At 67.9% G+C, this 23,227-nt stretch carries 22 protein-coding genes; 5 read left to right on the top strand and 17 right to left on the bottom strand.

Annotation, left to right across the window (positions count from 1 at the left end; genetic code table 11):
• Nucleotides 1-80 precede the first annotated feature (80 nt).
• Entirely contained in the window at nucleotides 81-929 is an 849-nt protein-coding gene (locus ACFXP5_RS06925; RefSeq protein WP_394544054.1) for an NAD(P)H-binding protein, read from the bottom strand.
• A gap of 86 nt (nucleotides 930-1,015) precedes the next feature.
• On the opposite strand from ACFXP5_RS06925, the gene ACFXP5_RS06930 reads away from it, so the two are divergent.
• Nucleotides 1,016-1,735, top strand: a complete 720-nt coding sequence (locus ACFXP5_RS06930) for a TetR/AcrR family transcriptional regulator (protein WP_394544055.1) — start codon at nucleotides 1,016-1,018, stop codon at nucleotides 1,733-1,735.
• A gap of 522 nt (nucleotides 1,736-2,257) precedes the next feature.
• On the opposite strand, the gene ACFXP5_RS06935 is transcribed toward ACFXP5_RS06930, so the two are convergent.
• From ACFXP5_RS06935 to ACFXP5_RS06950, 4 genes are all read right to left on the bottom strand, one after another.
• Nucleotides 2,258-3,811 carry a GMC oxidoreductase gene (locus ACFXP5_RS06935; protein WP_394544056.1) on the bottom strand — a complete coding sequence of 518 codons (1,554 nt, stop codon included), beginning with the start codon at nucleotides 3,809-3,811 and terminating at the stop codon, nucleotides 2,258-2,260.
• Nucleotides 3,808-4,842, bottom strand: coding sequence for an alpha/beta fold hydrolase (locus ACFXP5_RS06940; protein WP_394544057.1), 1,035 nt, complete (start codon nucleotides 4,840-4,842; stop codon nucleotides 3,808-3,810). The genes ACFXP5_RS06935 and ACFXP5_RS06940 overlap by 4 nt, the downstream gene beginning before the upstream one ends.
• Nucleotides 4,843-4,914: 72 nt before the next feature.
• Nucleotides 4,915-5,808 (bottom strand): SDR family oxidoreductase, encoded by an 894-nt coding sequence (locus ACFXP5_RS06945; RefSeq protein ID WP_394544058.1) that lies wholly within the window; start codon nucleotides 5,806-5,808, stop codon nucleotides 4,915-4,917.
• Between the two features lie 299 nt (nucleotides 5,809-6,107).
• A complete protein-coding gene (locus ACFXP5_RS06950) occupies nucleotides 6,108-6,686 on the bottom strand; it encodes a TetR/AcrR family transcriptional regulator (protein ID WP_394544059.1) in 579 nt (192 codons plus the stop codon).
• Nucleotides 6,687-6,778: 92 nt separating this feature from the next.
• Here ACFXP5_RS06950 and ACFXP5_RS06955 point away from each other — a divergent pair, with 92 nt between their 5' ends.
• Both ACFXP5_RS06955 and ACFXP5_RS06960 read left to right on the top strand, forming a co-directional pair.
• Entirely contained in the window at nucleotides 6,779-7,660 is an 882-nt protein-coding gene (locus ACFXP5_RS06955) for an SDR family oxidoreductase (RefSeq protein ID WP_394544060.1), read from the top strand.
• Nucleotides 7,661-8,103: 443 nt separating this feature from the next.
• Nucleotides 8,104-9,294 carry an MFS transporter gene (locus ACFXP5_RS06960; protein ID WP_394544061.1) on the top strand — a complete coding sequence of 397 codons (1,191 nt, stop codon included), beginning with the start codon at nucleotides 8,104-8,106 and terminating at the stop codon, nucleotides 9,292-9,294.
• Here ACFXP5_RS06960 and ACFXP5_RS06965 read toward each other — a convergent pair.
• The 5 genes from ACFXP5_RS06965 to ACFXP5_RS06985 form a co-directional block, all read right to left on the bottom strand.
• Nucleotides 9,201-11,543, bottom strand: a complete 2,343-nt coding sequence (locus tag ACFXP5_RS06965) for a LuxR C-terminal-related transcriptional regulator (protein ID WP_394544062.1) — start codon at nucleotides 11,541-11,543, stop codon at nucleotides 9,201-9,203. The genes ACFXP5_RS06960 and ACFXP5_RS06965 overlap by 94 nt on opposite strands.
• A gap of 218 nt (nucleotides 11,544-11,761) precedes the next feature.
• Nucleotides 11,762-12,277, bottom strand: coding sequence for a septum formation family protein (locus ACFXP5_RS06970; RefSeq protein WP_394544063.1), 516 nt, complete (start codon nucleotides 12,275-12,277; stop codon nucleotides 11,762-11,764).
• 60 nt (nucleotides 12,278-12,337) lie between these two features.
• Nucleotides 12,338-12,784: a BLUF domain-containing protein gene (locus ACFXP5_RS06975; RefSeq protein ID WP_394544064.1), complete on the bottom strand. Its 447-nt coding sequence runs from the start codon at nucleotides 12,782-12,784 to the stop codon at nucleotides 12,338-12,340.
• A complete protein-coding gene (locus tag ACFXP5_RS06980; protein WP_394544065.1) occupies nucleotides 12,781-13,011 on the bottom strand; it encodes a hypothetical protein in 231 nt (76 codons plus the stop codon). The genes ACFXP5_RS06975 and ACFXP5_RS06980 overlap by 4 nt, the downstream gene beginning before the upstream one ends.
• Before the next feature lie 96 nt (nucleotides 13,012-13,107).
• Nucleotides 13,108-14,607, bottom strand: coding sequence for an HNH endonuclease signature motif containing protein (locus ACFXP5_RS06985; protein WP_394544066.1), 1,500 nt, complete (start codon nucleotides 14,605-14,607; stop codon nucleotides 13,108-13,110).
• A gap of 128 nt (nucleotides 14,608-14,735) precedes the next feature.
• Here ACFXP5_RS06985 and ACFXP5_RS06990 point away from each other — a divergent pair, with 128 nt between their 5' ends.
• Entirely contained in the window at nucleotides 14,736-15,092 is a 357-nt protein-coding gene (locus tag ACFXP5_RS06990) for a hypothetical protein (protein ID WP_394544067.1), read from the top strand.
• Nucleotides 15,093-15,173: 81 nt separating this feature from the next.
• On the opposite strand, the gene ACFXP5_RS06995 is transcribed toward ACFXP5_RS06990, so the two are convergent.
• Nucleotides 15,174-15,578, bottom strand: coding sequence for a YccF domain-containing protein (locus tag ACFXP5_RS06995; protein WP_394544068.1), 405 nt, complete (start codon nucleotides 15,576-15,578; stop codon nucleotides 15,174-15,176).
• Between the two features lie 653 nt (nucleotides 15,579-16,231).
• Nucleotides 16,232-16,381, bottom strand: a complete 150-nt coding sequence (locus ACFXP5_RS07000) for a hypothetical protein (RefSeq protein WP_394544069.1) — start codon at nucleotides 16,379-16,381, stop codon at nucleotides 16,232-16,234.
• 417 nt (nucleotides 16,382-16,798) lie between these two features.
• Here ACFXP5_RS07000 and ACFXP5_RS07005 point away from each other — a divergent pair, with 417 nt between their 5' ends.
• Entirely contained in the window at nucleotides 16,799-18,331 is a 1,533-nt protein-coding gene (locus tag ACFXP5_RS07005) for a sugar transferase (RefSeq protein ID WP_394544070.1), read from the top strand.
• A gap of 13 nt (nucleotides 18,332-18,344) precedes the next feature.
• Here the strand turns inward: ACFXP5_RS07005 and ACFXP5_RS07010 are convergent, their stop codons facing one another.
• The 5 genes from ACFXP5_RS07010 to ACFXP5_RS07030 are packed head-to-tail and all read right to left on the bottom strand — an operon-like array spanning nucleotide 18,345 to nucleotide 23,211.
• Nucleotides 18,345-19,394, bottom strand: a complete 1,050-nt coding sequence (locus ACFXP5_RS07010; RefSeq protein ID WP_394544071.1) for a polysaccharide pyruvyl transferase family protein — start codon at nucleotides 19,392-19,394, stop codon at nucleotides 18,345-18,347.
• A 43-nt stretch (nucleotides 19,395-19,437) separates the two neighbouring features.
• Entirely contained in the window at nucleotides 19,438-20,277 is an 840-nt protein-coding gene (locus ACFXP5_RS07015; protein ID WP_394544072.1) for a glycosyltransferase family 2 protein, read from the bottom strand.
• Between the two features lie 17 nt (nucleotides 20,278-20,294).
• Complete coding sequence (locus ACFXP5_RS07020) at nucleotides 20,295-21,248, bottom strand: NAD-dependent epimerase/dehydratase family protein (RefSeq protein ID WP_394544073.1); 954 nt, start codon at nucleotides 21,246-21,248, stop codon at nucleotides 20,295-20,297.
• A 26-nt stretch (nucleotides 21,249-21,274) separates the two neighbouring features.
• On the bottom strand, nucleotides 21,275-22,432 hold the full coding sequence (locus ACFXP5_RS07025; RefSeq protein ID WP_394544074.1) for a glycosyltransferase: 1,158 nt from the start codon (nucleotides 22,430-22,432) through the stop codon (nucleotides 21,275-21,277).
• The gene (locus ACFXP5_RS07030; RefSeq protein ID WP_394544075.1) at nucleotides 22,429-23,211 is read right to left on the bottom strand and encodes a glycosyltransferase; all 783 of its coding nucleotides are present in this window, start codon (nucleotides 23,209-23,211) and stop codon (nucleotides 22,429-22,431) included. Before ACFXP5_RS07030 ends, ACFXP5_RS07025 begins: the two co-directional genes overlap by 4 nt.
• Nucleotides 23,212-23,227: the final 16 nt, after the last annotated feature.

The following is a 23,227-nucleotide window of genomic DNA, read 5'->3' on the forward strand; positions in this document are numbered from 1 at the left end:
CTCGCTGCGCCGCTCAGCGTGCCAAGTCCGCGCCCCGCCCGCTGAGCGAGGAGCGCAGCGACGAGACGAAGCGCGCCGCCCTAGGAAGCCGCCAGCACGTCCCGCGCGGTGAGCGGCTCGCGGCCGAGCAGCTGCCCGAGCGTCGGGTCGGTGCCGGCGAAGAATCCGCCTTCCGCCGCCAGGAAGATGCCGAGCGTGAATCGCGCCGCTCCCTCCGGGGTACCGGCGGCGACCTGGTCGGCGATCCAGCGCTCGGGCTCGACGACGGCCACCTCGACCGGGCGTCCGGCGAGCTCCGAGGCCATCGCGGCGACGTCCACGAACGTCGGCGCGGCCGCTGCCGTGAGGGTGACCGGCCCGTCGTAGCCACCGCCGGCCGCCAGGATGACCGCGGCCGCTTCGGCAGCATCCGCTCTGGCCGTCCACGAGACCGGCCCGTCGCCGGACACCGTGATGACGCCGGTCTCGCGCCACGGCCCGACCAGCCAGCCGAGGGTGTGCGCGTAGAAGCCGTTGCGCAGCGCCGTCCACGGGATGCCGGTTTCTGCGAGCAGCGCCTCGGTCGCCGCGTGATCGCGGGCGGGACTGAAGGGCGAATCGGATGCTGCGCCCTGATGGCTCGTGTAGAGGATGCGGCCGACGCCGGCGGCCGTGGCCGCCTCGATCGCCGTGCGGTGCAGTGCCACCGCATCGGCGGCCGGATCGCTCGAGGAGACGAGCAGCAGCTGATCGGCCCCCTCGAATGCGGCGGGCAGCGAGGTCGGGTCGGCGTAGTCGGCACGCCGCACGGCGACGCCGAGATCGACGAAGCGCTGAGCCTTCGCCGGGTCGCGAACGGCGACGGTGATCCCGCCCGCGGGGAGGCGTTCGAGCAGGTGGTCGACGGTGGCGCCGTTGAGGGCGCCGGTTGCTCCGGTGATGACGATCATGGGTACGGTCCTTCGGTTATCGGTGGAAACATCAGAACCGTACCACGGGAAACACTGCGCTAACACCGATGCGTTATCGTTGGTTCATGACTGATGTGGTGCGCCCCCGCGAAGACACCCGAGCGCGCATCGTGGAGGTTGCTGCCCAGCTGTTGCGCGAACAGGGCCCTACGGCAGTGACGACGCGCGGTGTAGCTCACGGCGCGGGCGTGCAGGCGCCGACGATCTACCGGCTGTTCGGCGATAAGGACGGGTTGCTCGAGGCCGTCGCCGAGCATGCGTTGGCCGACTTCACCTCGGTGAAGGCGTCCGTCGTCGAGACCGCGGCCGCGCAGGGCGTCGATCCGCTCGTCGACCTGCGCGCGGGGTGGGACACCCAGATCGCGTTCGGTCTGGAGAACCCCGATCTGTTCCGCCTGCTGAACGATCCGGCCCGCTTCGCGAGCTCACCGGCCGCCGCAGCCGGACTGCAGGTGCTGCGTGCGCGGGTGCACCGGATTGCCGAGGCCGGGCGACTCCGCGTGAGCGAACAGCGGGCGGTCGGGCTGATTCAGGCGGCGGGCGTCGGATCCGTCCAGACGATGCTGGCCCCGCCCGCCGGGCAGCGCGATGCCGGACTCGCCGACGAGGCCTACGAGGCGGTGCTGCGCCAGATTCTGGTCGATGCTCCCCCGCGCGAGGAGGGCGACGGCGCTGCGGCCATCGTCGCTTTCCGCGCGGTAGCGCCCCAGCTCGAGGTGCTGACCGCCGCGGAGCGCGCGCTTCTGCTGGACTGGCTCGACCGCGCGATCGCGGGCTCGGCGTAGCATCCGCCCCGTCCGCGTGTTCACCCGGGAGGAGATGTGCACGCGGGAGGACGCATTCCGCCCAAACGCCCTCCCGAGCGCACATCCCCTCCCGACCGCACCGCGCTAAGCAGCCCCCCGCGCTTCGTCTCGCTCCGCTCGCTCAGCGTCCGGATGTCGCCTCTCGCCCGCTGAGCGAGGACCGCAGCGACGAGACGAAGCGCACCTCACAACCGCGCTTCGTCTCGCTGCGCTCGCTCAGCGTGCGAAGTCCGCGCACCGCCCGCTGAGCGAGGAGCAAAGCGACGAGACGAAGCGCCGCTCACTTCCGCGCTTCGTCTCGCTGCGCTCGCTCAGCGTCCGGAAGCCGCTTCTCGCCCGCTGAGCGAGGAGCGCAGCGACGAGACGAAGCGCACCTCACACCCGCGCTTCGTCTCGCTCCGCTCGCTCAGCGTCCGGAAGCCGCCTCTCGCCCGCTGAGCGAGGAGCGCAGCGACGAGACGAAGCGCACCTCACAACCGCGCTTCGTCTCGCTGCGCTCGCTCAGCGTCCGGGAGCGGCCAACATCCGGGCGGCGGTGCGCAGCGACATCGCCATGATCGTCGGCGCCGGGTTCGCGGCGAGCGCGCTCGGGAAGACCGAGTTGTCGCTGATCCACAGGTTCGGGATGTCGTGCGAGCGACCGTCGGCATCCACCACACCATCGGAAGCATCCGTCGACATCCGCGCGGTGCCGACCGTGTGCGCCGTGCGGGCGAGCACCATCGTGTCCCGGGCCCCCGCGGCGCGCATGACGTCGAGCATCAGCGCCGTCGCGTGACGGTCGAGGGCCTTTTCGTTCGGTCCGGCCGTGAAGGTCACCCGGGCGCGCGGCATCCCCCACTCGTCCGTCTCGTCCACGAGCTCGAGCCGGTTGGCCTCGGACGGCAGGCACTCGCCGTTGATGCCGATTCCGGCATAGAAGCGCGCGTTCAGCACGCCGTCGACGAGATCGCGCCCCCACAGCCCGCCGCCGCGGGCGAGCGTCGTCGCGAACGTCAGCGGCATGACCCCGAGGCTCTGCAGGAGGTAGCCGCCGGCGAAGTCCGCGTCGGCCGGACGCAGCATGTCTTCGCTGATCAGCGACGACGGATACCCGCGATACCCGCGCAGCGCCTCGTCGAAACGTCCCCACACCTGCGTCGCGCCGTGCGCGAGGAAGTTGCGCCCGACTTGGCCGCTCGAATTCGCCAGCCCCGTGTGCAGCAGCAGCCGCGGAGTCTCGACGCCGCCGCCCGCGAGCACGAGGGTGCGGCACCGCTGACGCCGGTCGACCCCGTCGCGGCGGTACACGACCGCCGACACCCGCCCGCGAGCGTCGAGTTCGATCCCGTGCACCATCGACTCCGGCCGGATCTCCGCCCCCGCAGCCACAGCGGCGGGCAGGTACGTCGTCGCGGTCGTCGCCTTCGCACCGAAGCGGCAGCCCTGGTGGCACGCGCCGCACGACACGCACGCTCCGCGCTCGCCCGCGTGCGGCTGCAACCGGGCGCGGGTCAGGACGGCGGCGGGAGCATCGGCGGTACGAAGACCAACGGATGCTGCGCCCCGCGCCACGATGTCGGCCGGGGCGTTTCGTGCCGGAGCGGGCTGGTCGTAGGTGCGCTCGGCATCCCACGGGTACGGCGTCGGGCCCGATACTCCGATGTCCCGCTCAACACGGCGGATGTAGCCCAGCAGCTCCTCGGGGTCGACCGGCCAGTCGCGTCCTTCGCCGGTCTCGGTGCGCAGCCGCAGGTCGCGGCGGTCGGGCCGCGGAGCGAAGGCGCCCCAGTGCAGGGTGGAGCCGCCGACGCCCATGCCACTGTTGTTGGGCCCGAACGCCGTCGGATCCTCTCCCCCGCTCAACCTCTCCGACATCCAGTTGATGCGGACGGCCTCGTTCTCGTCGGGGGTGAAGTCGCGCAGCCCGAAGTTGCGCCCGGCCTCGAGGGCGACCACGTGCAGCCCGCGTCCGGCGAGTTCGGCGAGCAGCGGTGCTCCTCCGGCCCCGGTGCCGACCACGACGACGTCGACGATCTCGTCGTCGTCGTAGGTGCGCATGTCGTCCAGGTTCATGACGAGACCCCCACCGGTTCCCACGTTTCGCGGGTGCCGGCGCCGAGGTCGAGGAAGCCGCGCAACGGAAGCACGGTGCCGCCGGTGGCGAAGCCGTCGAAGCCGGCGCGCGCCATCGTCGCGGGGTGAGCGAGCCACGCCCGCACGAGGTCGACCCGCACGTCCTCCAACCAGGCGGCCAACTGCGCCGCGTCGAAGCCGTCGAGGTCCAGTTCGCCGGCCATCGCCGCCCGCAGGGTCTCTTCAGCGTCCCCTTCGGGCCAGACGGCGGCGAGCGCGTCGAGGCCCGCCCGATACGCCTCGGGGTCGGGCGGCAGGTCGGCGTTGCGCCACCCATCCCCCTCCCCCCGCGCGAGAGCAGCATCGACCCGCGCGGCGATGTCGATCGCGGGGCCCTCCTGCGGCACGACGAGGTCGGCGATCTCCCTCAGCAGCGCGAGCTGGCCGGCATCCATCGCCTGCGGCCGGTAGTCGGGATCATCGCCGAGCGCGCGACGCGCCAGGATGCTGCGCACCTCGACGTCGACGCGGTCCGAGGCGATGAGGCGCGCCCAATCGTCCGGAACGACCGGCGCGATGTCGATCTCGCGGGCGAGGAATTCCTCGATCGCCGGGACGACACCGTCGGGGCGCTCGTCGGCCAGCAGCGTCTCGGCGCCCGGCACGACGACGAACCGCACGCGCGTGCTCGCCTCGGTGAGGTGCTTGAGCGCGGTCAAGTCGTCGTGTCCGGCGAGCACGAGGGCCGGCAGGTCGAGCCCACCCGCCGCCGCTTCGCCGAGGCTCGGGGCGATCAGCACGAGTCCGGCGAGGCCGAAGACGGGGGCGTGCCCGTCGAGGATGCCCGCCGCGACGCGAGCGGCCTCATCACCGGTCTCGCCGGAGCCGCCGAGCAGGAACGGACCGTTGCGATGCGCCGCGAGCGCGGCATCGATCTCGGAAACGGGGATGCTGCGTACCGCGACGCGCGGGTCGAGCCCGGCGAAGGGGTCGGCATCGCCGAGCACGTAGAGGGTCAGGGGGAGGGCCATGCCCCTACGCTCGCGCACCCAAGTGAATTCGCGGGCGGCTTGCGCGGGCGTCGGTCATGAGCAACAGGCGCGTCAGGGCGTGACCATGCCGCCGTTGACGTTGAGCGTCTCTCCTGAGACATAGCTCGATTCGGGCGAGGCGAGGAACACGAAGGCGGGCGCGATCTCGGCCGGCTGGCCGGCGCGCTGGTAGGTGGACTCGTCGTCGAAGTGCTGCATCTGGTCGTCGGAGACACCGCCGCTGACCTGAAGCGCCGTCCACGTCGGGCCCGGCGCGACGACGTTCACGCGGATGCCGCGGGGGGCGAGCTGCTGGGCGAGACCCTTGGAGAAGTTGTTGATCGCCGCTTTCGAGGCGGCGTAGTCGAGGCGGTCGGGCGCGGGCTTGTACGCCTCCAGAGACGCCGTGTTGATGATGGTCGAGCCCGGTTGCAGGCGCTCGAGGGCGGCCTTGGTGAGCCAGAAGTTGGCGAAGACGTTCGTGCGGAAGGTCAGCTCGAACTGCTCGTCGGTGAGGTCTTCGATCTTCTCGATCGCGACCTGTTTGCCGGCGTTGTTGACGAGGATGTCGAGGCCGCCCAGGGCATCGACGGCTTGCGCCACGATCGCGCGGCAGGTGGCAGCATCCGTGATGTCTGCCGTGATCGAGACGCCGGTGCGGCCGGCGTCTCGGATCTCGTCGATGATGTGGTCGGCGTCGGCCTGCTCGTCGGGGAGGTGCACGATGACGACGTCGGCGCCTTCACGGGCGAAGGCGATGGCCACGGCGCCGCCGATGCCGGAGTCGCCGCCCGTGATGAGGGCTTTGCGGCCGGTGAGGCGTCCGGTTCCGCGGTAGGTGGCTTCGCCGAGGTCGGGCACGGGCATCATCTCGCCCTGCACGCCGGGCATCGGCTGGTGCTGCACGGGCGGTTCGACGCGGTCGTAGCGGGTGAGCGGGTTGTCGAAGATGTACTGATCGGCCATGTCTCGACGCTAGGACGTGCGCCCGGCGCGTGTCTCGGGCTTGCGCTTCGTCTCGCTACGCTCGCTCAGCGTCCGACCCCCTGCCCGCACTCCCGCTTCGTCTCGCTACGCTCGCTCAGCGTCCGACCCCCTGCCCGCCCAACCGCCCGCTGAGCGAGCGCAGCGAGACGAAGCGCCCCGAGCGATGATTCGAGGAGATTCCGAAGTTCGAGGACGGTTTCGGCCTTTTCCATCCTCAGACTTCGGAATCTCCTCGATTTCCGGCAGGCAACGCGGCCCGCGAGGCAGGCACCGCGGGCCTACGAGCCCGCGACCGGCGCCAGCATCCGCTCGTACGCCGCGAGTTCGTGCTCGACGACCTCGGCCAGCGGCCCGTCTTCCGACCCCTCGACCCACGCGGCGAAGCCGTCGTAGTAGGCGCGGATGCCGGCATCGGCCAGCACGCCGGCCTGCCGGGGGTCGCCGGTCCGCTCGACAACGGCCGTGTACAGCGCCGCGGTGATCGCCGCGCGTTTGAAGGTCGCCCGTTCCTGCAGCTCGGAGCTGGCCGCGAGGATCTCATCGACCAGCCGCCCGGTCTCGCGTGACTCCGCGGGGTGCAGCGTCGACAGCGCGAGGACCCCGGCGCGCACGAGCGCGAAGGGCGCACTGTCACGGGGAGCATCGCGCACTCCCTCGGTGGCGAGCCCGACGAGCATGTCCTGACCCTGGAAGAGGATCTCGCGCTTGTCGGCGAAGTGCCGGAAGAGCGTGGTCTTGGTGAGGCCCGCGCGCTCAGCGATCTGCGCGGCCGTCGTGGCGTCGTAGCCCTGCTCGCCGAACAGCTCGATCGCAGCGTGCAGCAGCCTGCCGCGTGCGTCGGGTTGCCATCGAGCCATGGTTCCCATCCTAGTGATGCGACTCGGTCACATCAGCAGGTGTACGGTGATGTTACCGAGTCACATGACTGGGACATCGAACGGAGAACCCCATGCGCGTCTTCATCACCGGCGCTTCCGGCTGGATCGGAACCGCCCTCACCGCAGAACTCATCGCCGCCGGTCACGAGGTTGTCGGCCTCGCTCGCTCGTCGACGTCCGCCGACAAGATCGTCGCCGCCGGCGGTTCGGCCGTGCTCGGCGACATGTCCGATCACGACCTCATCGTGTCGGAGGCGCAGAAGGCGGATGCTGTCGCCCACCTCGCGTTCACGTTGGATTTCAGTGCGTTCGACGAGGCCGTCCAGAACGAGGTCGCCCTGCTCGGGAAGATCGGAGACGCGCTCGAAGGCACCGGAAAAGCCTTCGTCTCAGCATCCGGAACACCCATCCTCTTCGGCCAGGTGGCGACGGAGGCGGATGTGCTCGACGCGTCCGGCCCCGCCGGAGCCCGTGCGCGCACGGCCGAAGCGGTGCTGGCTCTCTCTGATCGCGGGATCCGTTCCGCCCTCGTGCGGATGCCGCGATCGGTGCACGGCGAGGGCGACCGCAACGGTCTGATCGCCTCGCTCGTGGGTCTGGACCGCCAGTTGGGAACGGCCGCCTACGTCGGCGACGGTCAGAACCGGTGGCCGGCCGTGCACATCAGCGATGCCGCGCGCCTGTTCTCCCTCGCGCTCGAGAACGCTCCGGCCGGTTCGGTTCTGCACGCCGTGGGCGAGGAGGGCGTGCCCATGCGTGCCGTCGCCGAAGTGATCGCGGCGAAGACGGGTCTGCCGGCAGGGCCGGTGGATGCTGAACCGCTGGGCATGTTCGGGGCGCTGCTCGGCGGCGACCAGCCCGCCTCCGCCGCGCTCACTCGCGAGCTGATGGGGTGGGTGCCGACTGGTCCGACCTTGCTCGAGGACCTCGAGGCCGGCTACTACACCAGCTGAATCGCCCGCTGAGCGAGCGCAGCGAGACGAAGCGCCGCCCGCCGCGCCCCTCCCGCCCGCTGAGCGAGCGAAGCGAGACGAAGCGCCCGCCCCGCTGAGCAAGCCCGCCCTCCCGCCCGCTGAGCGAGCGCAGCGAGACGAAGCGCCCCGCTCAGCACACACCCCGCGTCGCGGATCGAGGAGATGGAGGAGATCGAGGAACCTTGCGGGCCATGGGCTCCTCGATCCTCTTCATCCCCTCGATCCGCGACGCCACACCGCTCACTCCCCCCTGCGAGCGGCGGGATCGAGCGCCCCCCAGACACCCGATCCCACTTCGCTCAGCGCGCGGCGTTCTCCCCCGCTCACGAGTCTGCGATCGCGGTGTCCCCCATTCGGAGGACAACGGCTGTTTTCACCCTCGGTTTCACCCCCGGCGCGCCGCTTCTGGCAAGATGCCGCAGGTGCCCCGCCGCCTGTTCTGGTCGCTGCTCGCGGCGAGCCTCGTACTCAACGCGATGTACGGCGCGGTCGCCGGCATCCTGGTGCCCGCTCAGATCGCGATCGCCGACCCGGCGGGAAAGGTCGGGGTGCTCGCGGTCACGATGACCGCTTCGTCGCTCGTCACGGTCGTGCTGCGTCCGGTGTTCGGGATGCTGTCGGATCGCACGCGTTCCCGGTTCGGCCGGCGCACCCCCTTCCTCGTGGGCGGGGCGCTCGGCGCGGGCCTCGGCCTCGTCCTGCTCGGCCAGGCGACGTCGGTTCTGGCGATCGCGGTGGGGTGGCTGATCGTGCAGCCGCTGCTGAATCTCATCGAGGGTCCGCTCGATGCCGTGCTGGCCGATCGGGTGGCTCCGGCGGAGCTCCCCTGGGCGGCGGCGTTCTACGGCGCGGGGATCGCCATCGGGCTCGCGGTCGGCACGGCCGTCGCGGGGGCGACGCTGGCCTCGATCGGCGCGACGTACGCGGGTCTCGCGGTGGTGCTGGTGTTCGCCCTGGTCGGCTTCGCGCTCGTCGAGAGGGACCGCCCGCGGGTGGGCACAGCATCCACGTCCCTCCCCCTGCGTCGAGCGTGGGCGAGCCGGGATCTGCGGCTGGTCTTCGCCGCGCGATTCGCGCTCGTGCTCGGCCACCAGCTGGTGCTGGGGTACCTGCTCTACGCGGTCATGGCGTTCACGGGCCTGGGGGTCGAGGCGGCCGGCAGCACGACGAGTCTGCTGATCGGGGTGCACATCGCCGGCGTCGTGGTCGGAGCTGTCGCGGGGGGCGTGCTCGTGAAGGCCGACCGCGTGCGATGGATCGTGGGGTCCTCGCTGGTGATCGCCGCGGCGCTGCTGATCCCCGCGGTTCGGCCCGACGTCGCCGGGCTCGCCGTCTACGCCGCGATCGCGGGTCTCGCGCGCGGCGTGTATCTGACGGCCGATCTCGCGCTGATGATCGACCTGCTGCCCTCGCGCGGCGACAGCGGGCGCGACCTGGGCGTGCTGGGTCTGGCCACCACCCTGCCGCAGACGGTCGCCCCGGCCATCGCCGGCGCGGTACTGGTGGCGACGGGCGGCCTCTACGTCGCGCTGTTCGTGCTCGCCGCGGTGCTGGTGCTGGTCTCGGCGGCCGTGGTCTCGCGCGTCGGGACGCTGTCGTCGAGCAGGCGGTGAGCGACGGCGACAGCGATCGCGTCTTCGCGACGGGTGACGTTGAGCTTGCGGTAGAGGGTGCGGCGTTGCGTCTTGACCGTGTTCGGTGACACGTGCAGGCGGGCGGCGACCTCGTCGACGCTGGCGGTGCGCACGAGTTCGGCCAGCACGATGCGTTCGCGCGGCGTGAGCCTGGGCGGCGCGGCCGGAGGGGCGGATGCTTCGGCCGCCGGCCCGTAGGGATGCTCGAACAGGTCGCGCCCGGGCACGAGCAGGATCGGGGTGTGCAGGCCCAGCGTCCGCTGCATCGCGTCGACCTGGCGCACGAGGCCGGCGGACTCGTCGTGCCGGCCCACCCGGCGAAGGAGCACAGCGCTGAGCGCGAGGTAGGTCAGCTGCTGATCGGGCGTCGTCGGACGGGTGTCGGCGATGAGGCGGAGGGCGCGTTCATCGTCGCCCTCGCTCACGGCGACGCGGGCGACGGCGAGGCGCACCTCGGGTCCGTCGGCGCGGTGGATGCTCAGCTTGCGCGCCGAGACGAGATCGCCCGCGGCGAGGGCGAGCGCGGATTCGGCAGCATCCAGCATCCGCGCCGCCGGGCGCGCGGGCCGCAGACGCGCGCCGCGGTGGGCGCGCAGGGTGCGCAGACGCACGAGTCCTTCGTCGGGGCGGCGGGCGGCGATGTCGGCGAGGGCGCGCACCACGGCCAGGAGCGGCCAGTGCTCGATCGTGTCGATGATGGGCCAGATGCGGTTGAGCCACGCGATCGCGGCGTCGGGGTCGGCGTCTTCGAGCGCGACGCGCGCCTGGGCGATGCGCAGCATGCTGCCGGGGTATTCGTCGACGATCTCGGCGGGCCAGGGGCGTGCTTCGGCCATCGCGATCCAGTGGCGAGCGGCAGGGACAGCGCCGTCGAGCGCGTGGGTGAGGGCGATGCCGCCGAGGGCCATCAGTTCGACGCTCGGGCGGATCGCTCCGGTGGCGGCCTGCTCGAACTCGATACGAGCTTCGTCGGGGTGTCCGCCGTAGAGCAGGCTGACGCCCAGGTGCACGCGCAGGTCACCGCGGAGCGCTTGCAACTGCTCGGCTTCGGCGGTCGCGAGTTCGCTCAGCATGGTGGAGGCGCTTCGGGCGGCGCGCACTCCCCCGTCGCCGACACCGCTGAGGCGGCGCGCGATGCTCTCGAGGGCGCGCAGCAGGGCACGGTCCGACGATGAGCGCGGTGCCGTCTGCAGGCCGACGAGGGCGATCGCGAACATCTCGAGGGCGCCGACGCGGTGCTGACGACGCGCGTTGTACATGACCGCGAGGGCGAGGGCGATGACCGGATGCTGGCGCAGCTCCCCCGCGGGAATGCCCTGCAAGAGCGCCACCAGCGCCGGACCGTGGGCCGTGAGCAGCGGCATGCCGCCGTTCTTGATCGCGGTGGCGGCGAGGTCGAAACGTTCCGAGGCGGCGGCTTCGACGACGGCGGCCGCCCAGGCGCCCTGGTCGGTCAGGGATCGGGCGGCTCGTTCGCGCAGGGCGCGGCGTTGCTCGTCGCTCAGCGCGGAGCGTGCGCGGGTGGCGGCGCGGACGGGCATGGTCAGGGCGAAGGTGGGGTGGAGAGGATCGTCGATCCAGCCGCCGCGGCCGCTTCGTTCGGCGCGGTCGAGGAACTCGGCGGCGCCGCCGAGTTCGCCGACGAGTTCGGGGGTGAGCAGGGCGGGCACGGCGAGGTCGGCTTCTTCCTCGGCGAGGGCGTCGTCGGCGTAGACCCGTCCGAGCAGGCGTTCGATCTGCTCGCGTCCGATGAGGCCGGCGCGAGCGGCGATGCGGACGGCGTCGGGCAGGCCACCGGTGGCGAGCAGCACTTCGCGGGGGTCGGCGAGAGAACCGCGTTTCGCGAGGTACGCGATGACTTCTGCACGGGAAAAGCTGAGGTCGCGCACGACGAGCGCATCGTGTCGGGCGAGAAGGTCGAGGGGTGCGCGGGCGGCGAGGAGCAGGCGCACGTCGGGGGTGCGGGTGATCCAGTCGTCGAGGCGGGCGGTGTCGGTGTCGCTGAGTCGGTCGGCGTCGTCGATCACGAGTGTTCCGCGTTCGGGCAGTTCGTCGGGCAGGTGGGCCTCGACCCAGACGGCGTCAGCGTGGCCCGCGAACCACTCGTGGAGGAGGGTCGATTTTCCGGCGCCCCGGGGTCCGATGACGGCGACCATCGGGGCCGGTGCGGAGAGTCGGTCGAGCAGTCGTCGCCGCGTGAGGTGGCCCGCAGAGGGTGGTGGCGGCATGGTCAGCTACCCACCCCCACCGCACCCACGCAGCCCCCGCCCGCTGAGCAACCGCGCCCTCCCGCCCGCTGAGCGAGCGCAGCGAGACAAAGCGCCCGCCCGCCGACCGAGCACGCCTCCCCGCCCGCTGAGCGAGCGCAGCGAGACGAAGCGCCCGCCCGCCGCGGGAGCGCGCCCTTCCGCCCGCTGAGCGAGCGCAGCGAGACGAAGCGCGAAGGTCAGCGCGCGACTCCCGCGAGGCTTCCCTCGACACGAACGCCGTATTCGTAGATGATGCACTGCACGACGCGGTCGTCGAGCTGCGTCCAGCTGCCCTCGGTGGGCTGGAACGGCGCCCAGTCGAGCACCGAGTCGGCGTAGGCGATTCCGACGAAGGTGTCGAACTCGGCCGCGCATTCCTCGTCGGCGGCCGCGTCGAGGGCCTCCTGTCCGGGGAAGTCACCGTCGGGCATCGTGAACTCGTGGTAGATCTCGTTGTCGTGCGGCTGGTCGCACGGCACGGCCGGAACTTCCGAGATCTCCTTGGCGTCGGCACTGGTGTCGTCGAAGCAGTCGCCCACGCGCAGCGTGAAGACGTCGGCCGTGCCGCCCTCGGTGACCTCTTGCGTGTCGGCGTCGCGGGCGACGGTCTCGCCGCCTCCGCCGATGAGACCTTGGATGGCGGAGCATCCCCCTAGTGCGATGACGGACAGGAGTGCTGCGGCGGCGATGCTGGAGCGCGTAAGTGTTCGCATGATGTTTTCCCCCCGGGTTGGGCCCACCCTAGCGAATGCTGGGCGACCGCTGTGAACGGCTCAGGTCACTGGGTTCGAGCGGATGCGAAACCACATGCTCAGTTCGCGCACCGCGCGCAAGGTTGCCGTGGCGTCGCCTCGTTCGAGGTCGTCGAAGGTGTCGCGGAATCCGGGGGGCATCTCTTCGCGGGGTTCGGAGATGGGTTCGTAGCCCATCGTCCAGTCTGCGAACTGGCGTTCCGCGATGGGTTCTTCGAAGAGGATGCGCATGTTCGAGTGGCGAGGATCGATGTCGATCCGCTCGACCACGGCGCGAACGTCGCTCTCCGATCCTTCGAGCACCTGCACGAAGCGGCCGCCCCGATAGAGCAGCATGCCGGTCAAGCCCCGGTCGCTGTTGTTCTGGCGAGCTTGCACGAGCAGGTTCTGCAGCTCCTGGTCGTCGAACGGTGCAGCGGCGGTGCTGGAGTAGACGAGCGACAGCATGTCGGTGTCGGACGTGCTCATCGCGTCGGCCGCTCGACCAGGGAGTTGGCGGTGGTGACAGCGCGCATCGCGGCCGGCAGGTCGTCGAACTTCCCGACGGTGCGGGAGTACTTGTCGCAGGCGACGAAGATCTCGCCTTTGACCTGTTCGATGTAGCCGAGGAACTCGCCGTCCCTGCTGGCGACGTGGAAGCCGTCTTCGACGCGCGCCCAGACGACGCCTGCTCCCGGTCGCTCAGTGGTGGACATGATTCGAGATTATCGAAGCCCTCGAACTTGTGTTCGGCGTTTCCCTCGCTGCGCCAGTGTGATACATGCGCTGCATCATTCTCGCGGAGGCGCGGATCAAGCGACGAGCCGGAACAGCTTCGGAGGTGGAGCGATGCCCGCCCACCCGTAGGACAGCCCGAGCCTTCGCGTCAGCACCTGCGGCTCGCCCTTGCCGGGCGGCGGATGGAGAATGAAGTCACCGAGCCCCTCGCGCGTGATCCGCGACCCGCCGTGATGCAGCTGCATGTGATGGAACCGGCAGAGCAGGATGCCTCGATCGACATCGGTCGTGCCGCCCTCCGACCAGGGGTCGATGTGATGCGCTTCGCACATCGATGCCGGCCGGTCGCACGTCGGCGCCCGACACCCGCCGTCGCGCACGGCCAGGGTGATGCGTTGCGCCCCCGTGAAGGTACGCTCCTCGCGCCCCAGGCGCAGGGGTTCTCCCCCGTCGTCGGTCCAGATGGTGCGCGAGCTGGACTCGCATCCCCTCTGCAACGCAAGCCACGCCGGAAGGGCCTGCACCCCGTCTTCGGTGTGAGCGATGGCGGGTTCGCCGTCGAGCGCGTCAGCGCGGGCATCGGCGGTGATCACGATGCGCAGCCCCGCTTGCCGGGTTCCGAGCACCGACTTCGCGTCGGCGAGGGTGCCCGCCCGCAGGATGTCCATGAAGAGGTCGTACGCGAGCTGGTCGTTCGTGCGCGGATCCTTCGCGAGCTCATCGGCGAGCCGCTTCTCCTCCGCGTCGACGAAGGTAGGACCGCCGCGGCGCGGCCGCAGGGCGGAATCGAACACGCCCCTCAGCCACGCGGCGCGTTCGTCGTCGAGCACCACGCTCGCGCGGTTGAGCCCATCGGCGTCGACCCACATCCGGAACGACCGCCGAGCGAACCGCTCGTCGAACCGTACGGCGGCGCCCGCCGGGTCGAGGCGATCGCGGATCGTTCGCGCGCACGACGTCAGCTCCTCCACCGTGCGGTGCGGAGCCTCATGCGTGAGCTGCTCGGCGGCGAGCGCCCACGCGTCGACGAACTGCTCATCACCGTCGGGGTCACCCGTGGTCGGCGGCTGCCCGAGCCCACGGAAGATGGCGTCGTGCTGGGCCGAGGTCAGCCGGCCCTCGAGGCGGGAGCGCCCGAGCGTGGCGTGCCACGGCTCGCGGACCGGCCCCGCAGCATCCGCCTCCGGAGCAGCATCCGGAGACGAAGAGGGCGAGGGAGACCCGAACCCCGCCCCGTCGAGCAGCGCTTCGCCCAACTTCAGTTGCCGCGCAGCCTCGGCCTTGCTGGTGCCGGTCAGCTCTTGCACGAGGCTCGCCGCGTTGCGGTGCCCCTCACCCGCCGCCATGCCGCCGTGACCCTGCTCGCGAAGCGACCGCGCTGCCAGCACCCCGGCCGCGGCGGTGCGCAGCGATCCGGCGGCTTCCATCAGCGCGGTCGCTTCGCACATGATGCTCTTGATGTCGGCGTCGCACACGTCGACAACCCGCCGCGGGATCTCACGCGCCTCCACCCCGTCGCCCACCAGCGAGCGCAGCAGCGCGGTGTGCTGCTCGATGCCGGTGAAGAAGTCCATACCCATATTTTAGAACAGAAGTACGACACTCGTCAGAGTTATCCACAGGCTGCGACCAACCCGCAGCGCAAGAGTTGCCAGCCGTCAAGGGCCACCCCGAACGCGCATCGCGCGCGTACACAGCGAGCATGGACAGAATCCACTACTCCGGCGATTCCATTCTCACCGGCACCGAAATCGCACGCGCCGTGCTCGATTACGCCCAAGCCCTGGCCGAGATGAGCTCCTCCGACACCGTCGACATCCCGACGCTGAGCGAGGACGGCACCCCCGGCCGCTCGTCGCTTCTCCTTGGGCCCTCGAGTCAGTTGGCCTCCGACGTAGAGGTCTCCGAGCACGCCGACATCTCCGACGACGACCTGGTGAGGGATCTCGAGCTTCGGGCGGGGCGTGTGAGGCAATTCGGAACAACCGCGCCCGCCCCCGTCGCCGTCACCCGCTCCCAGGACGACGACGACAGCTGGTCGGGCTACGAGGTGATCTGACCCGCAGTAGGAAGAGAGCGGATGCTGCCACATCCCCGCCCGCCAATCCCGCCCGCTGAGCGAGCGAAGCGAGACGAAGCGCTACCGCGCCCCCGCCACGTCGAACGGCCCGCGCCCGACCGGAACGATCTGCCGGCCGAGGGGCATGAGCGACACTGACACCAACTTGAAGTTCGCAATGCCCAGCGGGATGCCGATGATCGTGACGCATAGCAGCAGGCCCGACACGATGTGCCCGAGCGCGAGCCACCAGCCGGCGAGGATCACCCACACGACGTTGCCGAGGAAGGCTCCGGCGCCGGCGGTGGGCTTCGCGATCACTTCGCGTCCGAACGGCCAGATCACGTACCCGGCAATGCGCAGCGATGCGATGCCCCACGGGATCGTGAGGATCAGGATGCACAGCACGATCCCGGCGGCCAGGTAACCGAGGAACAACCAGAACCCCGAGAGCACGAGCCAGATGATGTTCAGTACGAGACGCATCCCTCATCATCTCCCACCCTGCCTACCGCCCAACGCCCCCTACTGCCCGCTGAGCGAGCGAAGCGAACCTCCTCGCCCGCTGAGCGAGCGCAGCGAGACGAAGCGCCGGCACCCCCAGCGCGAGTCCCCTCGCCCGCTGAGCGAGCGAAGCGAGACGAAGCGCCGCAACCTCAGCGGCGCGGCGGCGGCTTTCCGTCGCCCCGGCGCGAGCGGATGATCTTGCGCGCAACGGGGATGAGCACGGGGGCGAAGCGGAGCAGGATGCGAAACACGGTGACTCGTCTCTCAAGAAGGTGAGGCACGCCGCCCGCTCCAGGCTTGGCACGCGTGCCGGGGGGAAGGGACGCGTTGGCAGCACATGGGGGATGCTGCCCGGGTCCGCCAGCGGTTACGGGCGGCGTGCGTGAGCCGACAGTAAGAGCGTCTCGACGGTGCGCGGGACAGCCTTGACCCCCCTCACCCCAGCGCTCTACAATCGCGGCTCCTCATGCCAAGACCACGACTCTCAGGACACGCCTACAAAAGTCGCATTGACACCATAGGAATCGGGGTTATCATCACATCGACCGCGTAAGCACGGCACCGCGGACCGTGGTCAAAAGTCCCACCCGAACCCCCGCCCCGTTTGTGCTGAACGGTGGCGGGGATTCTTCTTAACGGGTGATCAGCGCGGCCGCGACGAGTGCGATGGCGCCTGCGGCGACGAGCACGGCTGAGACGATGAGCCACAAGGGCTGGCGATGAGGTGCACGGGCGCGCACGTGGGTTCGGTTGCGCTTTCGGGAGCGCGGTCGGGTCGACATGGCGTGACCATAGCGCCCTCGAGTTACACCCCCGTGAAATCTCGCCCTCCCGCTCGCTGAGCGAGCGAAGCGAGACGAAGCGCCGCGCCCCACCGCCCGCTGAGCGAGCGCCGCGAGACGAAGCGCGCCCGCCAAGCGACCGACGCCCGTCCGCGCCCGCTGAGCGAGCGAAGGCCACACCCGCCCGCTGAGCGACCGATGGCTTATGCCGCCCGCTGAGCGAGCGAAGCGAGACGAAGCGCCGCCGCCACGCCCGCCCAGCCCCGCAACCCGTCGTTAACCGACCTCGTTATCTAGCCGACATAAACCGGTGCTAGCGTTCCGATCACGGGGAGATCGCCGGGGGGAAGGGAACCAAACACTGTGACGTCGCACCTACGGGTCGACGCGACACTGGCGTCGCAGCGTACCGACCACATGAGCTCCAACCGTTCCGAACTTCCGAGCGAGCACCTCGTTCCGGTAGCGGATAGCGCAGAACCTGGCACCTCGCCGGGTCGACGCGCTCCCGCTTTTGACTGGCGCCGGCAGTACGCGCGCAACCTCTGGGTCAGCGACCTTCTGGTACTGATCTGGGTGGTTTTCGGCACGCAGATTGCCTGGTTCGGCTTGGGTAACGCCGATGTCGCGATCCGCGAGGATTCGCGCATCAGCGACTTCTCTTATTGGACGTTCTCCATCTTGCTCATCGTTGCGTGGATGTGGGCACTCACCTTCAACGATTCCCGGAGCTACCGAATCATCGGAACTGGTTCCACCGAGTACGTGCGAATCGCGACGACCAGCGTTCGACTCTTCGGCGTGGTCGCGATCATTGCCTTCCTCGCCCGGATCGACGTTGCCCGCGGTTTCCTCCTGATCAGCCTGCCACTCGGGATTCTGGTCCTGCTGGCCGAAAGGTGGCTGTGGCGTAAGTGGCTGGGCGTCAAACGAAAGAGTGGCACTCACTCCGCGCGGGTACTGCTTGTCGGGTCTGAGAGCTCGGTATCCCAGATCGCGCGCGAGCTCGAGCGGAGCCCCAGTTCGGGCTACACCGTTGTCGGCGCGTGCGTTCCCTCCGGGCGCATAGCGGGCACGATTGCGGGAACCGATATCCCGATCATGGGCTCCGTATCTGCCGTTGATCGAGCCATCGTGGCCACCGGCGCGGACACCGTTGCCATCACGAGTACCGACGAGCTACCACCCGACAAGGTGAAAGAGATCTCGTGGGGCCTCGAGGCCGGCAAGCAGCACCTCGTCCTTGCCCCGAGCATCGTCGATATCGCGGGGCCTCGAATCCACATGCGGCCCGTATCGGGCCTGCCGCTGATCCACGTCGAGACGCCGCGCTTCACCAAGGGCCAGTTGTTCGTCAAGCGGTCGCTTGACCTGACTGCATCAGTCTTGGGCGTCATCCTGATCAGCCCGCTGTTGGCGGCCCTGGCCATCACCGTGCGCCTGACGAGCCAGGGACCAATCTTCTTCCGCCAGACCCGAGTGGGTCTTCGCGGGAAGGAGTTCACCATGATCAAGTTCCGATCCATGGTGACGAACGCCGAAGACTTGCTGGAACAGTTGGAACGTCAGCAGCGGGATGCTGGCAACGAAGTCCTCTTCAAAATGAAGAACGACCCGCGTATCACGCCGGTCGGCAGAGTCATGCGCAAGTTCAGCTTGGATGAGCTCCCTCAGCTCTTCAATGTCATTGGCGGGTCCATGTCACTGGTTGGACCGCGGCCCCCTCTCCCCAAAGAAGTTGCGCAATACGCCGATCACGTCCACCGCCGGTTTCTCGCCAAGCCAGGCATCACAGGGCTGTGGCAAGTGAGTGGCCGATCGTCGCTCTCTTGGGACGACTCCGTGCGGCTTGATCTGTCGTATGTAGAGAACTGGACTCTTCTAGGGGATCTAGTGATTCTCGCCAAGACTGCGCGGGCGGCCGCAGCACCTGGAGAGACAGCGGCGTAGAAGCGGCTACTGCCTAGATTGATAGGGAGCGTGCCAACCTCGCGAGCTTATCCTTGGCAGACGCGACCAGCTGGTTCACTTCCGAAGCTCTGGAAACTAATCCAGACGCCCGTTCGACTACTTCGAACGGCTTCGCACCGACAGGGATGTAGAAGTCTGCGAGCCCAGCGGGTGCGAGCGTCCGGCGAGCTTTCTCCGTCGACGATGGCGCGTACGCGATGGGCACAGCGCCCTCGGTCGCCGCTATCACGAGCGCGTGGAGGCGATCGCTGAGCACGGCCCCGCTTTCCGCGTACAGCGCCCGAATTTGCCGTTCGCGGAGCGAATGCGGGCCACCGTACCAATGGTCTGCAAGCCAGCCTCTCTCGGCCGCAAGTTCAGCCGCAAGCCGGTTGTCACGCTCCACTTGGACGACCAACAGCGGCCTCAGACCGAGTTCCTGTGCGGTCTTTTCGACATTGGCCACCCATTCGGGGTCTGGAATTTGCCGGTCACCCCGCAGACAAACAGCGAGAAACTCGCGTCCTCCTTCGCTGGCTAGCGAGGGCGCCCCCTCTCCCAACGCGAAGGCCCAGTCTGGCGCTACGTCCCCAACCCCAGCCCACTCTCGGCTCATCGGATCACGCCAGGAAACTCGCGCGCACGTCCTAAGGATGACGCCGATGGGCTTCCCCCACGCGCTCGATCGTCGAATTCCCATTCCAACGTGCACGCCGTAGCCGCCGGCCCGGCGTGCAGCGAGTATCAGCCGGGCATGACGCGCGTAAGACAGAGCAAAAGTGCGGTTGAGTTGCATCTCCCCCGCATTGAACGCAACGACAATTGGGGAACTCTCGGCTTGAGCTGCCGACTCGCGCCACCAGAGTTCGCGAGCATCGAAGATGTTGTCGTCGTTCGTGAGGCCGAGGCCGTCTCTATAATCGCTTGACGTACCGTCCAGTAGGACGTTAAGCCGACCAACCTGCCTAAGCGCGTCGAGATAACCTCTGCGCAAAACGGAGTCGCCAACGTTGGTGTCCTGTCCAACAGCAGAGACGAAAACCTGCCGTGCTTCTTCGCTCACAACGTCCTCGCTCTTTCGTCCCATGTGACGCCGAAGCTCGTGATCATTTTTTTGCTCTTTCGCGGGCCTTGTAGATGAGTTCACGAGGTGGAGTGCTCGTGACGAGAACGACGGCGGCGGCTAGACGACGGAATCCGGTTTCAGTGCGGAAGCGGATGCTGTCAATCTGCCTCTTCAGGTACCGCCGATCTTGCCGTGACAACCGAGCGCTGTGCTTGTCGATGTACTTTGCCAACCCGACCGCGCGGCGCTTGTCCCAGGCGGTCAACTGCCCCTGATGGTGTCGGCGGTGCAAGACGGTTCGTTCGCGCACGACGACATAAGTGAGATTCGCCGCAAGGTACCGGACAAGGAAATCCTTGTCATTTGAGACTGGCAAATCGGGGTCAAACCCAGAGATCGTCTCGAACTCAGCCCGCCTAACTACTAGGTTGCTGCCCGTGATCCCTGGGTTTCGCGCCATCACGTCTTCCGCATGCAACCCGTCCGCCGGAGAGAAATGATCGTGAACGAACCCGTCCGGCTCTGCCACTTCCATCCAGGAAAGGCTTAGACCGGCATTCGACTCGCGGAGACGATTGACCGCGGACAGCAGATGATTCGGCGACCAGATGTCGTCATCATCTAAAAACGCGACCAGCGGCGTGCTCGTTTCAGAGAAACCGGCATTCCTCGACTCCGACGCGCCCGGTGAACCCGTCACGCGGTGAAAATAAGAAACGGCGACCCCCGTTGCCCTGGTTGCAAAGCTCTCCACGAGCTCTTGCGTCTCCGGGGTTCCCAAGTCGTCTACGACCACCAACTCCGACACTGGCAGTCGTTGTCGAAGCACACTCTCAATGGCCTCGGCAAGAAAGTCCGGCCGCCCGTGTGTGGGAATCACGCAGGCAACGTGGTGACTCACTTACGCTTCCCAAACGTCCGTTCCGCCCATTTAAATTGTTCGAGAAGCCCGTCTGAAAGGCTGGTCGAAGGAGCCCAGCCGAGTGCGTCCCGGATCCGCTCAGTGCTCCCGCTCGTTCGGCGCACGTCCCCCTTGACTGCGTCGCTGCGATCGACCGCGAGCTCCCGGCCTGCCAACTCCGACAGTGTCGCAATCACTTCGTTGACGGTTACGTTGCTCCCGCCAGCCACGTTGAACACCGAGCCGGCAGTTGCCGACCCGAATCCAGCCTTGAAATTGGCATCGACGACATCGTCAACGAAGGTGAAGTCCCGTATCTGTGTTCCATCCCCATAAAGGGTGATAGGAGTCGACGTGACTGCGGCCCTGCAGAAACGAGTGAACGCCATGTCCGGCCTCTGGCCGGGTCCGTAGACCGTGAAGTATCGCAAGGAAACTGCCGGCACGCCAAAATTGCGCGCATAGAGCGTGCATAGGTGCTCGGCCGCCAGCTTAGATACTCCGTACGGGCTCAGGGGCACGGGCCTAGCCGACTCAGAAGTCGGGAAGCTCTCCGCGTCGCCGTACACGGACGACGACGACGCGTAGACGAGCGAGCGGAGGGTTTTGCTGCCGACCGCTGCCTCAAGCAGCCTTTGCGTAGCGGCGACGTTCGCGCGAAGGTATACATCAAACTCGGTGCCCCAAGAGCTCCGCACCCCTGGCTGGCCGGCCTGGTGGAACACCACCTCAGCGCCGTCGAGTACCGCGGGCAGGTCTAGATCCATCAGATCCTGCTCAAAAACTCGCATCCCAGCCTCAATGAGCGGTTGGAGATTCGCTCGTTTGATGGATGGATCGTAGTAGTCGGTGACCGCGTCAATACCGACCACCTCGTGTCCCTCGGAGAGGGCTCGGCGTGCAATGCGACTGCCAACGAAGCCAGCCGCGCCTGTTACAACAACTTTCATTGGATACTCCTGCAGGTGGGGCGAGATTAGTTCGCGTACAAGGCCTCGACGACGCGGGGCGCCGACAGGTGTTCAACAGAGATACGGGAGTCCTCGGGGCGCAGTGCAATTGCCTCTCGCACGCGTCTGGCAAAGTCCGTGGCGTTGGGTGCCGCTCTGTAGCCGTTCATGCCGTCAGCCACCAAACCACCGGTATCAGCACCATGGGTCACGACGGCGCTAAGCCCGTTGGCCAACCCTTCGACGAGAACACGTGGGAACCCCTCGTACCCGGCCACCGACGTCATCATGAGAATGCTTGCATCGGCCATCTCTTGCATAACTTCGTCGGGCCTGAGGCGACCTACGAACGTCACATAATCTTCCAGCCCGAGCCCGCGGCTCGAGGCCTTCAGCTCGCCCACTAGGTTCCCCGTACCCACAATCCGGAGCGACCAGTCTTCTTCCGGTGCTGTGTCTCGGAGAACACGTAGTGTCTCCAACGCTAATGACGGAACTTTGGGTTGTTCCAACCGCCCGACCCACAGCAACTTTCTAGACCGTCGCGCCCCTGCGGCCCGTGGCCGGATGAGCTCCGGGTCCCACCAGGTGGGAGACGCTTTCGTGTGCGGGTTCCATTGGGCGACCGTCTCCGCATACGTGGGGTTGAATACTCGCACTCGAGAGGCACGCTTGACTACTCGCTTCTCTACGCCCCGGTGGATAGACCCGGCACGTTTCCAAAATGAATCAGAATCAGCTCCGAGAATGCCCGACTCCTGAGTGTGAATGAAGTAGTCGTGACGCCCTGTGAGCAGTGAAGACCCGAGTAGTCCAAGATCTGCCCGGTGCGTCTGTAGGTACTGTGTACGGGGTACACGATTCTTGTACCTCACAAGTCCCGCACCGATGAGGGCGGAGTGGGGCATTCGCCTTATCTGGTTCCCGGGATCCAAAGACGCTACCGGCAGAAATTGGAAAGTACGGCCATAGAGCTCGCGCTCGGACCAGACGCCGATTCCGGTGTCCGCGCCCTCCTCGCTCGAGACACCCACGATTGCCAATGCTTCCTCAGGGTCACCATATTTGATGATCCCCCGAATGCAGGTGTCGATCCCCCCGGGCGCAGGAGTCGACGGGTCAAACTTATGAAGAATCAGGCGAGATCGGGCGGGGAGGGTGATGCTGCGGTTGCGGTTGCTCATGAGGCCACTCGCACCTTGCTCAAAAGACCCGTGGTCGACACAAGCATTCCCCTATCAATCTCATCTACCTCCGCGGACCGAACCAGACCACGCGCGTCCAACATCCTGGCGATATCCAGTTGATGGTCGTCGATGTGCTCGCCAAACTTCTTCTTACGGGAAACGACTAGCGGGACCCGCCCCTCACCCAGGGCGGCGAGAATCGATCCGACTCCGGCGTGAGAGACGACTACATCAGCGATCCGGAGCTGTTCAAGCAGCTTCCCTCTATCCATTGATCGGACAATCAAACCGTGAGAGGGCACGTAGGTCGATTCGCCGACTTGCCACACCACGTCATCTGTCTTGGTCAACTCATCGAGTGCCGCCAGTAGACGGTTGAATCCGTACGGCCGGATCGTGCCTAGAGTCACAAAGATGCGAAGGCGTTCCGATTCCTCGCGGGGCAACCGCTTCTCAATGGTGAAATCGTCCAAAATGGAACCCGCGTACGAGAACCTGTTCGAAACGAGGGCTTCGGACTGCACAAACCTGTCCACTCCAGGAACTGGAGACAGAATCTTGGCCGTCGTCGAAAGGCGATCGACCCTTGCGAGAGATTCGATGTAGGTGAAGGGAATCTTGTCCCGTCGCGCCGCTATTGCTCCCGACACGGCGACAGCCGCGCCGGTACTCACAATCGCTACCGCCGCGATACGCCGTGCGGCTTCACGGATCGGCGAAACCGCCCGGACAGCTCCGACGAGGTCGCGTGGCCTTACGTAATCGATGTAGGTCACGCGCCAGTCTTCCAGC

Source organism: Microbacterium hanjuni (genome assembly GCF_043556395.1).
In the GTDB taxonomy this organism is placed as follows: Bacteria; Actinomycetota; Actinomycetes; order Actinomycetales; family Microbacteriaceae; genus Microbacterium.

What these genes read in the sequence shown, in the direction of transcription:
- ACFXP5_RS06995 (WP_394544068.1), bottom strand. Translation starts at nt 15,578, where the DNA reads ATGCGTCTCGTACTGAACATCATCTGGCTCGTGCTCTCGGGGTTCTGG.
- ACFXP5_RS06950 (WP_394544059.1), bottom strand. Translation starts at nt 6,686, where the DNA reads ATGGCTCGATGGCAACCCGACGCACGCGGCAGGCTGCTGCACGCTGCG.
- ACFXP5_RS06965 (WP_394544062.1), bottom strand. Translation starts at nt 11,543, where the DNA reads ATGCCGCCACCACCCTCTGCGGGCCACCTCACGCGGCGACGACTGCTC.
- ACFXP5_RS06985 (WP_394544066.1), bottom strand. Translation starts at nt 14,607, where the DNA reads ATGGACTTCTTCACCGGCATCGAGCAGCACACCGCGCTGCTGCGCTCG.
- ACFXP5_RS06925 (WP_394544054.1), bottom strand. Translation starts at nt 929, where the DNA reads ATGATCGTCATCACCGGAGCAACCGGCGCCCTCAACGGCGCCACCGTC.
- ACFXP5_RS06980 (WP_394544065.1), bottom strand. Translation starts at nt 13,011, where the DNA reads ATGTCCACCACTGAGCGACCGGGAGCAGGCGTCGTCTGGGCGCGCGTC.
- ACFXP5_RS06990 (WP_394544067.1), top strand. Translation starts at nt 14,736, where the DNA reads ATGGACAGAATCCACTACTCCGGCGATTCCATTCTCACCGGCACCGAA.
- ACFXP5_RS07000 (WP_394544069.1), bottom strand. Translation starts at nt 16,381, where the DNA reads ATGTCGACCCGACCGCGCTCCCGAAAGCGCAACCGAACCCACGTGCGC.
- ACFXP5_RS06970 (WP_394544063.1), bottom strand. Translation starts at nt 12,277, where the DNA reads ATGCGAACACTTACGCGCTCCAGCATCGCCGCCGCAGCACTCCTGTCC.
- ACFXP5_RS06930 (WP_394544055.1), top strand. Translation starts at nt 1,016, where the DNA reads ATGACTGATGTGGTGCGCCCCCGCGAAGACACCCGAGCGCGCATCGTG.
- ACFXP5_RS07005 (WP_394544070.1), top strand. Translation starts at nt 16,799, where the DNA reads ATGAGCTCCAACCGTTCCGAACTTCCGAGCGAGCACCTCGTTCCGGTA.
- ACFXP5_RS06945 (WP_394544058.1), bottom strand. Translation starts at nt 5,808, where the DNA reads ATGGCCGATCAGTACATCTTCGACAACCCGCTCACCCGCTACGACCGC.
- ACFXP5_RS06955 (WP_394544060.1), top strand. Translation starts at nt 6,779, where the DNA reads ATGCGCGTCTTCATCACCGGCGCTTCCGGCTGGATCGGAACCGCCCTC.
- ACFXP5_RS07020 (WP_394544073.1), bottom strand. Translation starts at nt 21,248, where the DNA reads ATGAAAGTTGTTGTAACAGGCGCGGCTGGCTTCGTTGGCAGTCGCATT.
- ACFXP5_RS06935 (WP_394544056.1), bottom strand. Translation starts at nt 3,811, where the DNA reads ATGAACCTGGACGACATGCGCACCTACGACGACGACGAGATCGTCGAC.
- ACFXP5_RS06940 (WP_394544057.1), bottom strand. Translation starts at nt 4,842, where the DNA reads ATGGCCCTCCCCCTGACCCTCTACGTGCTCGGCGATGCCGACCCCTTC.
- ACFXP5_RS06975 (WP_394544064.1), bottom strand. Translation starts at nt 12,784, where the DNA reads ATGAGCACGTCCGACACCGACATGCTGTCGCTCGTCTACTCCAGCACC.
- ACFXP5_RS07025 (WP_394544074.1), bottom strand. Translation starts at nt 22,432, where the DNA reads ATGAGCAACCGCAACCGCAGCATCACCCTCCCCGCCCGATCTCGCCTG.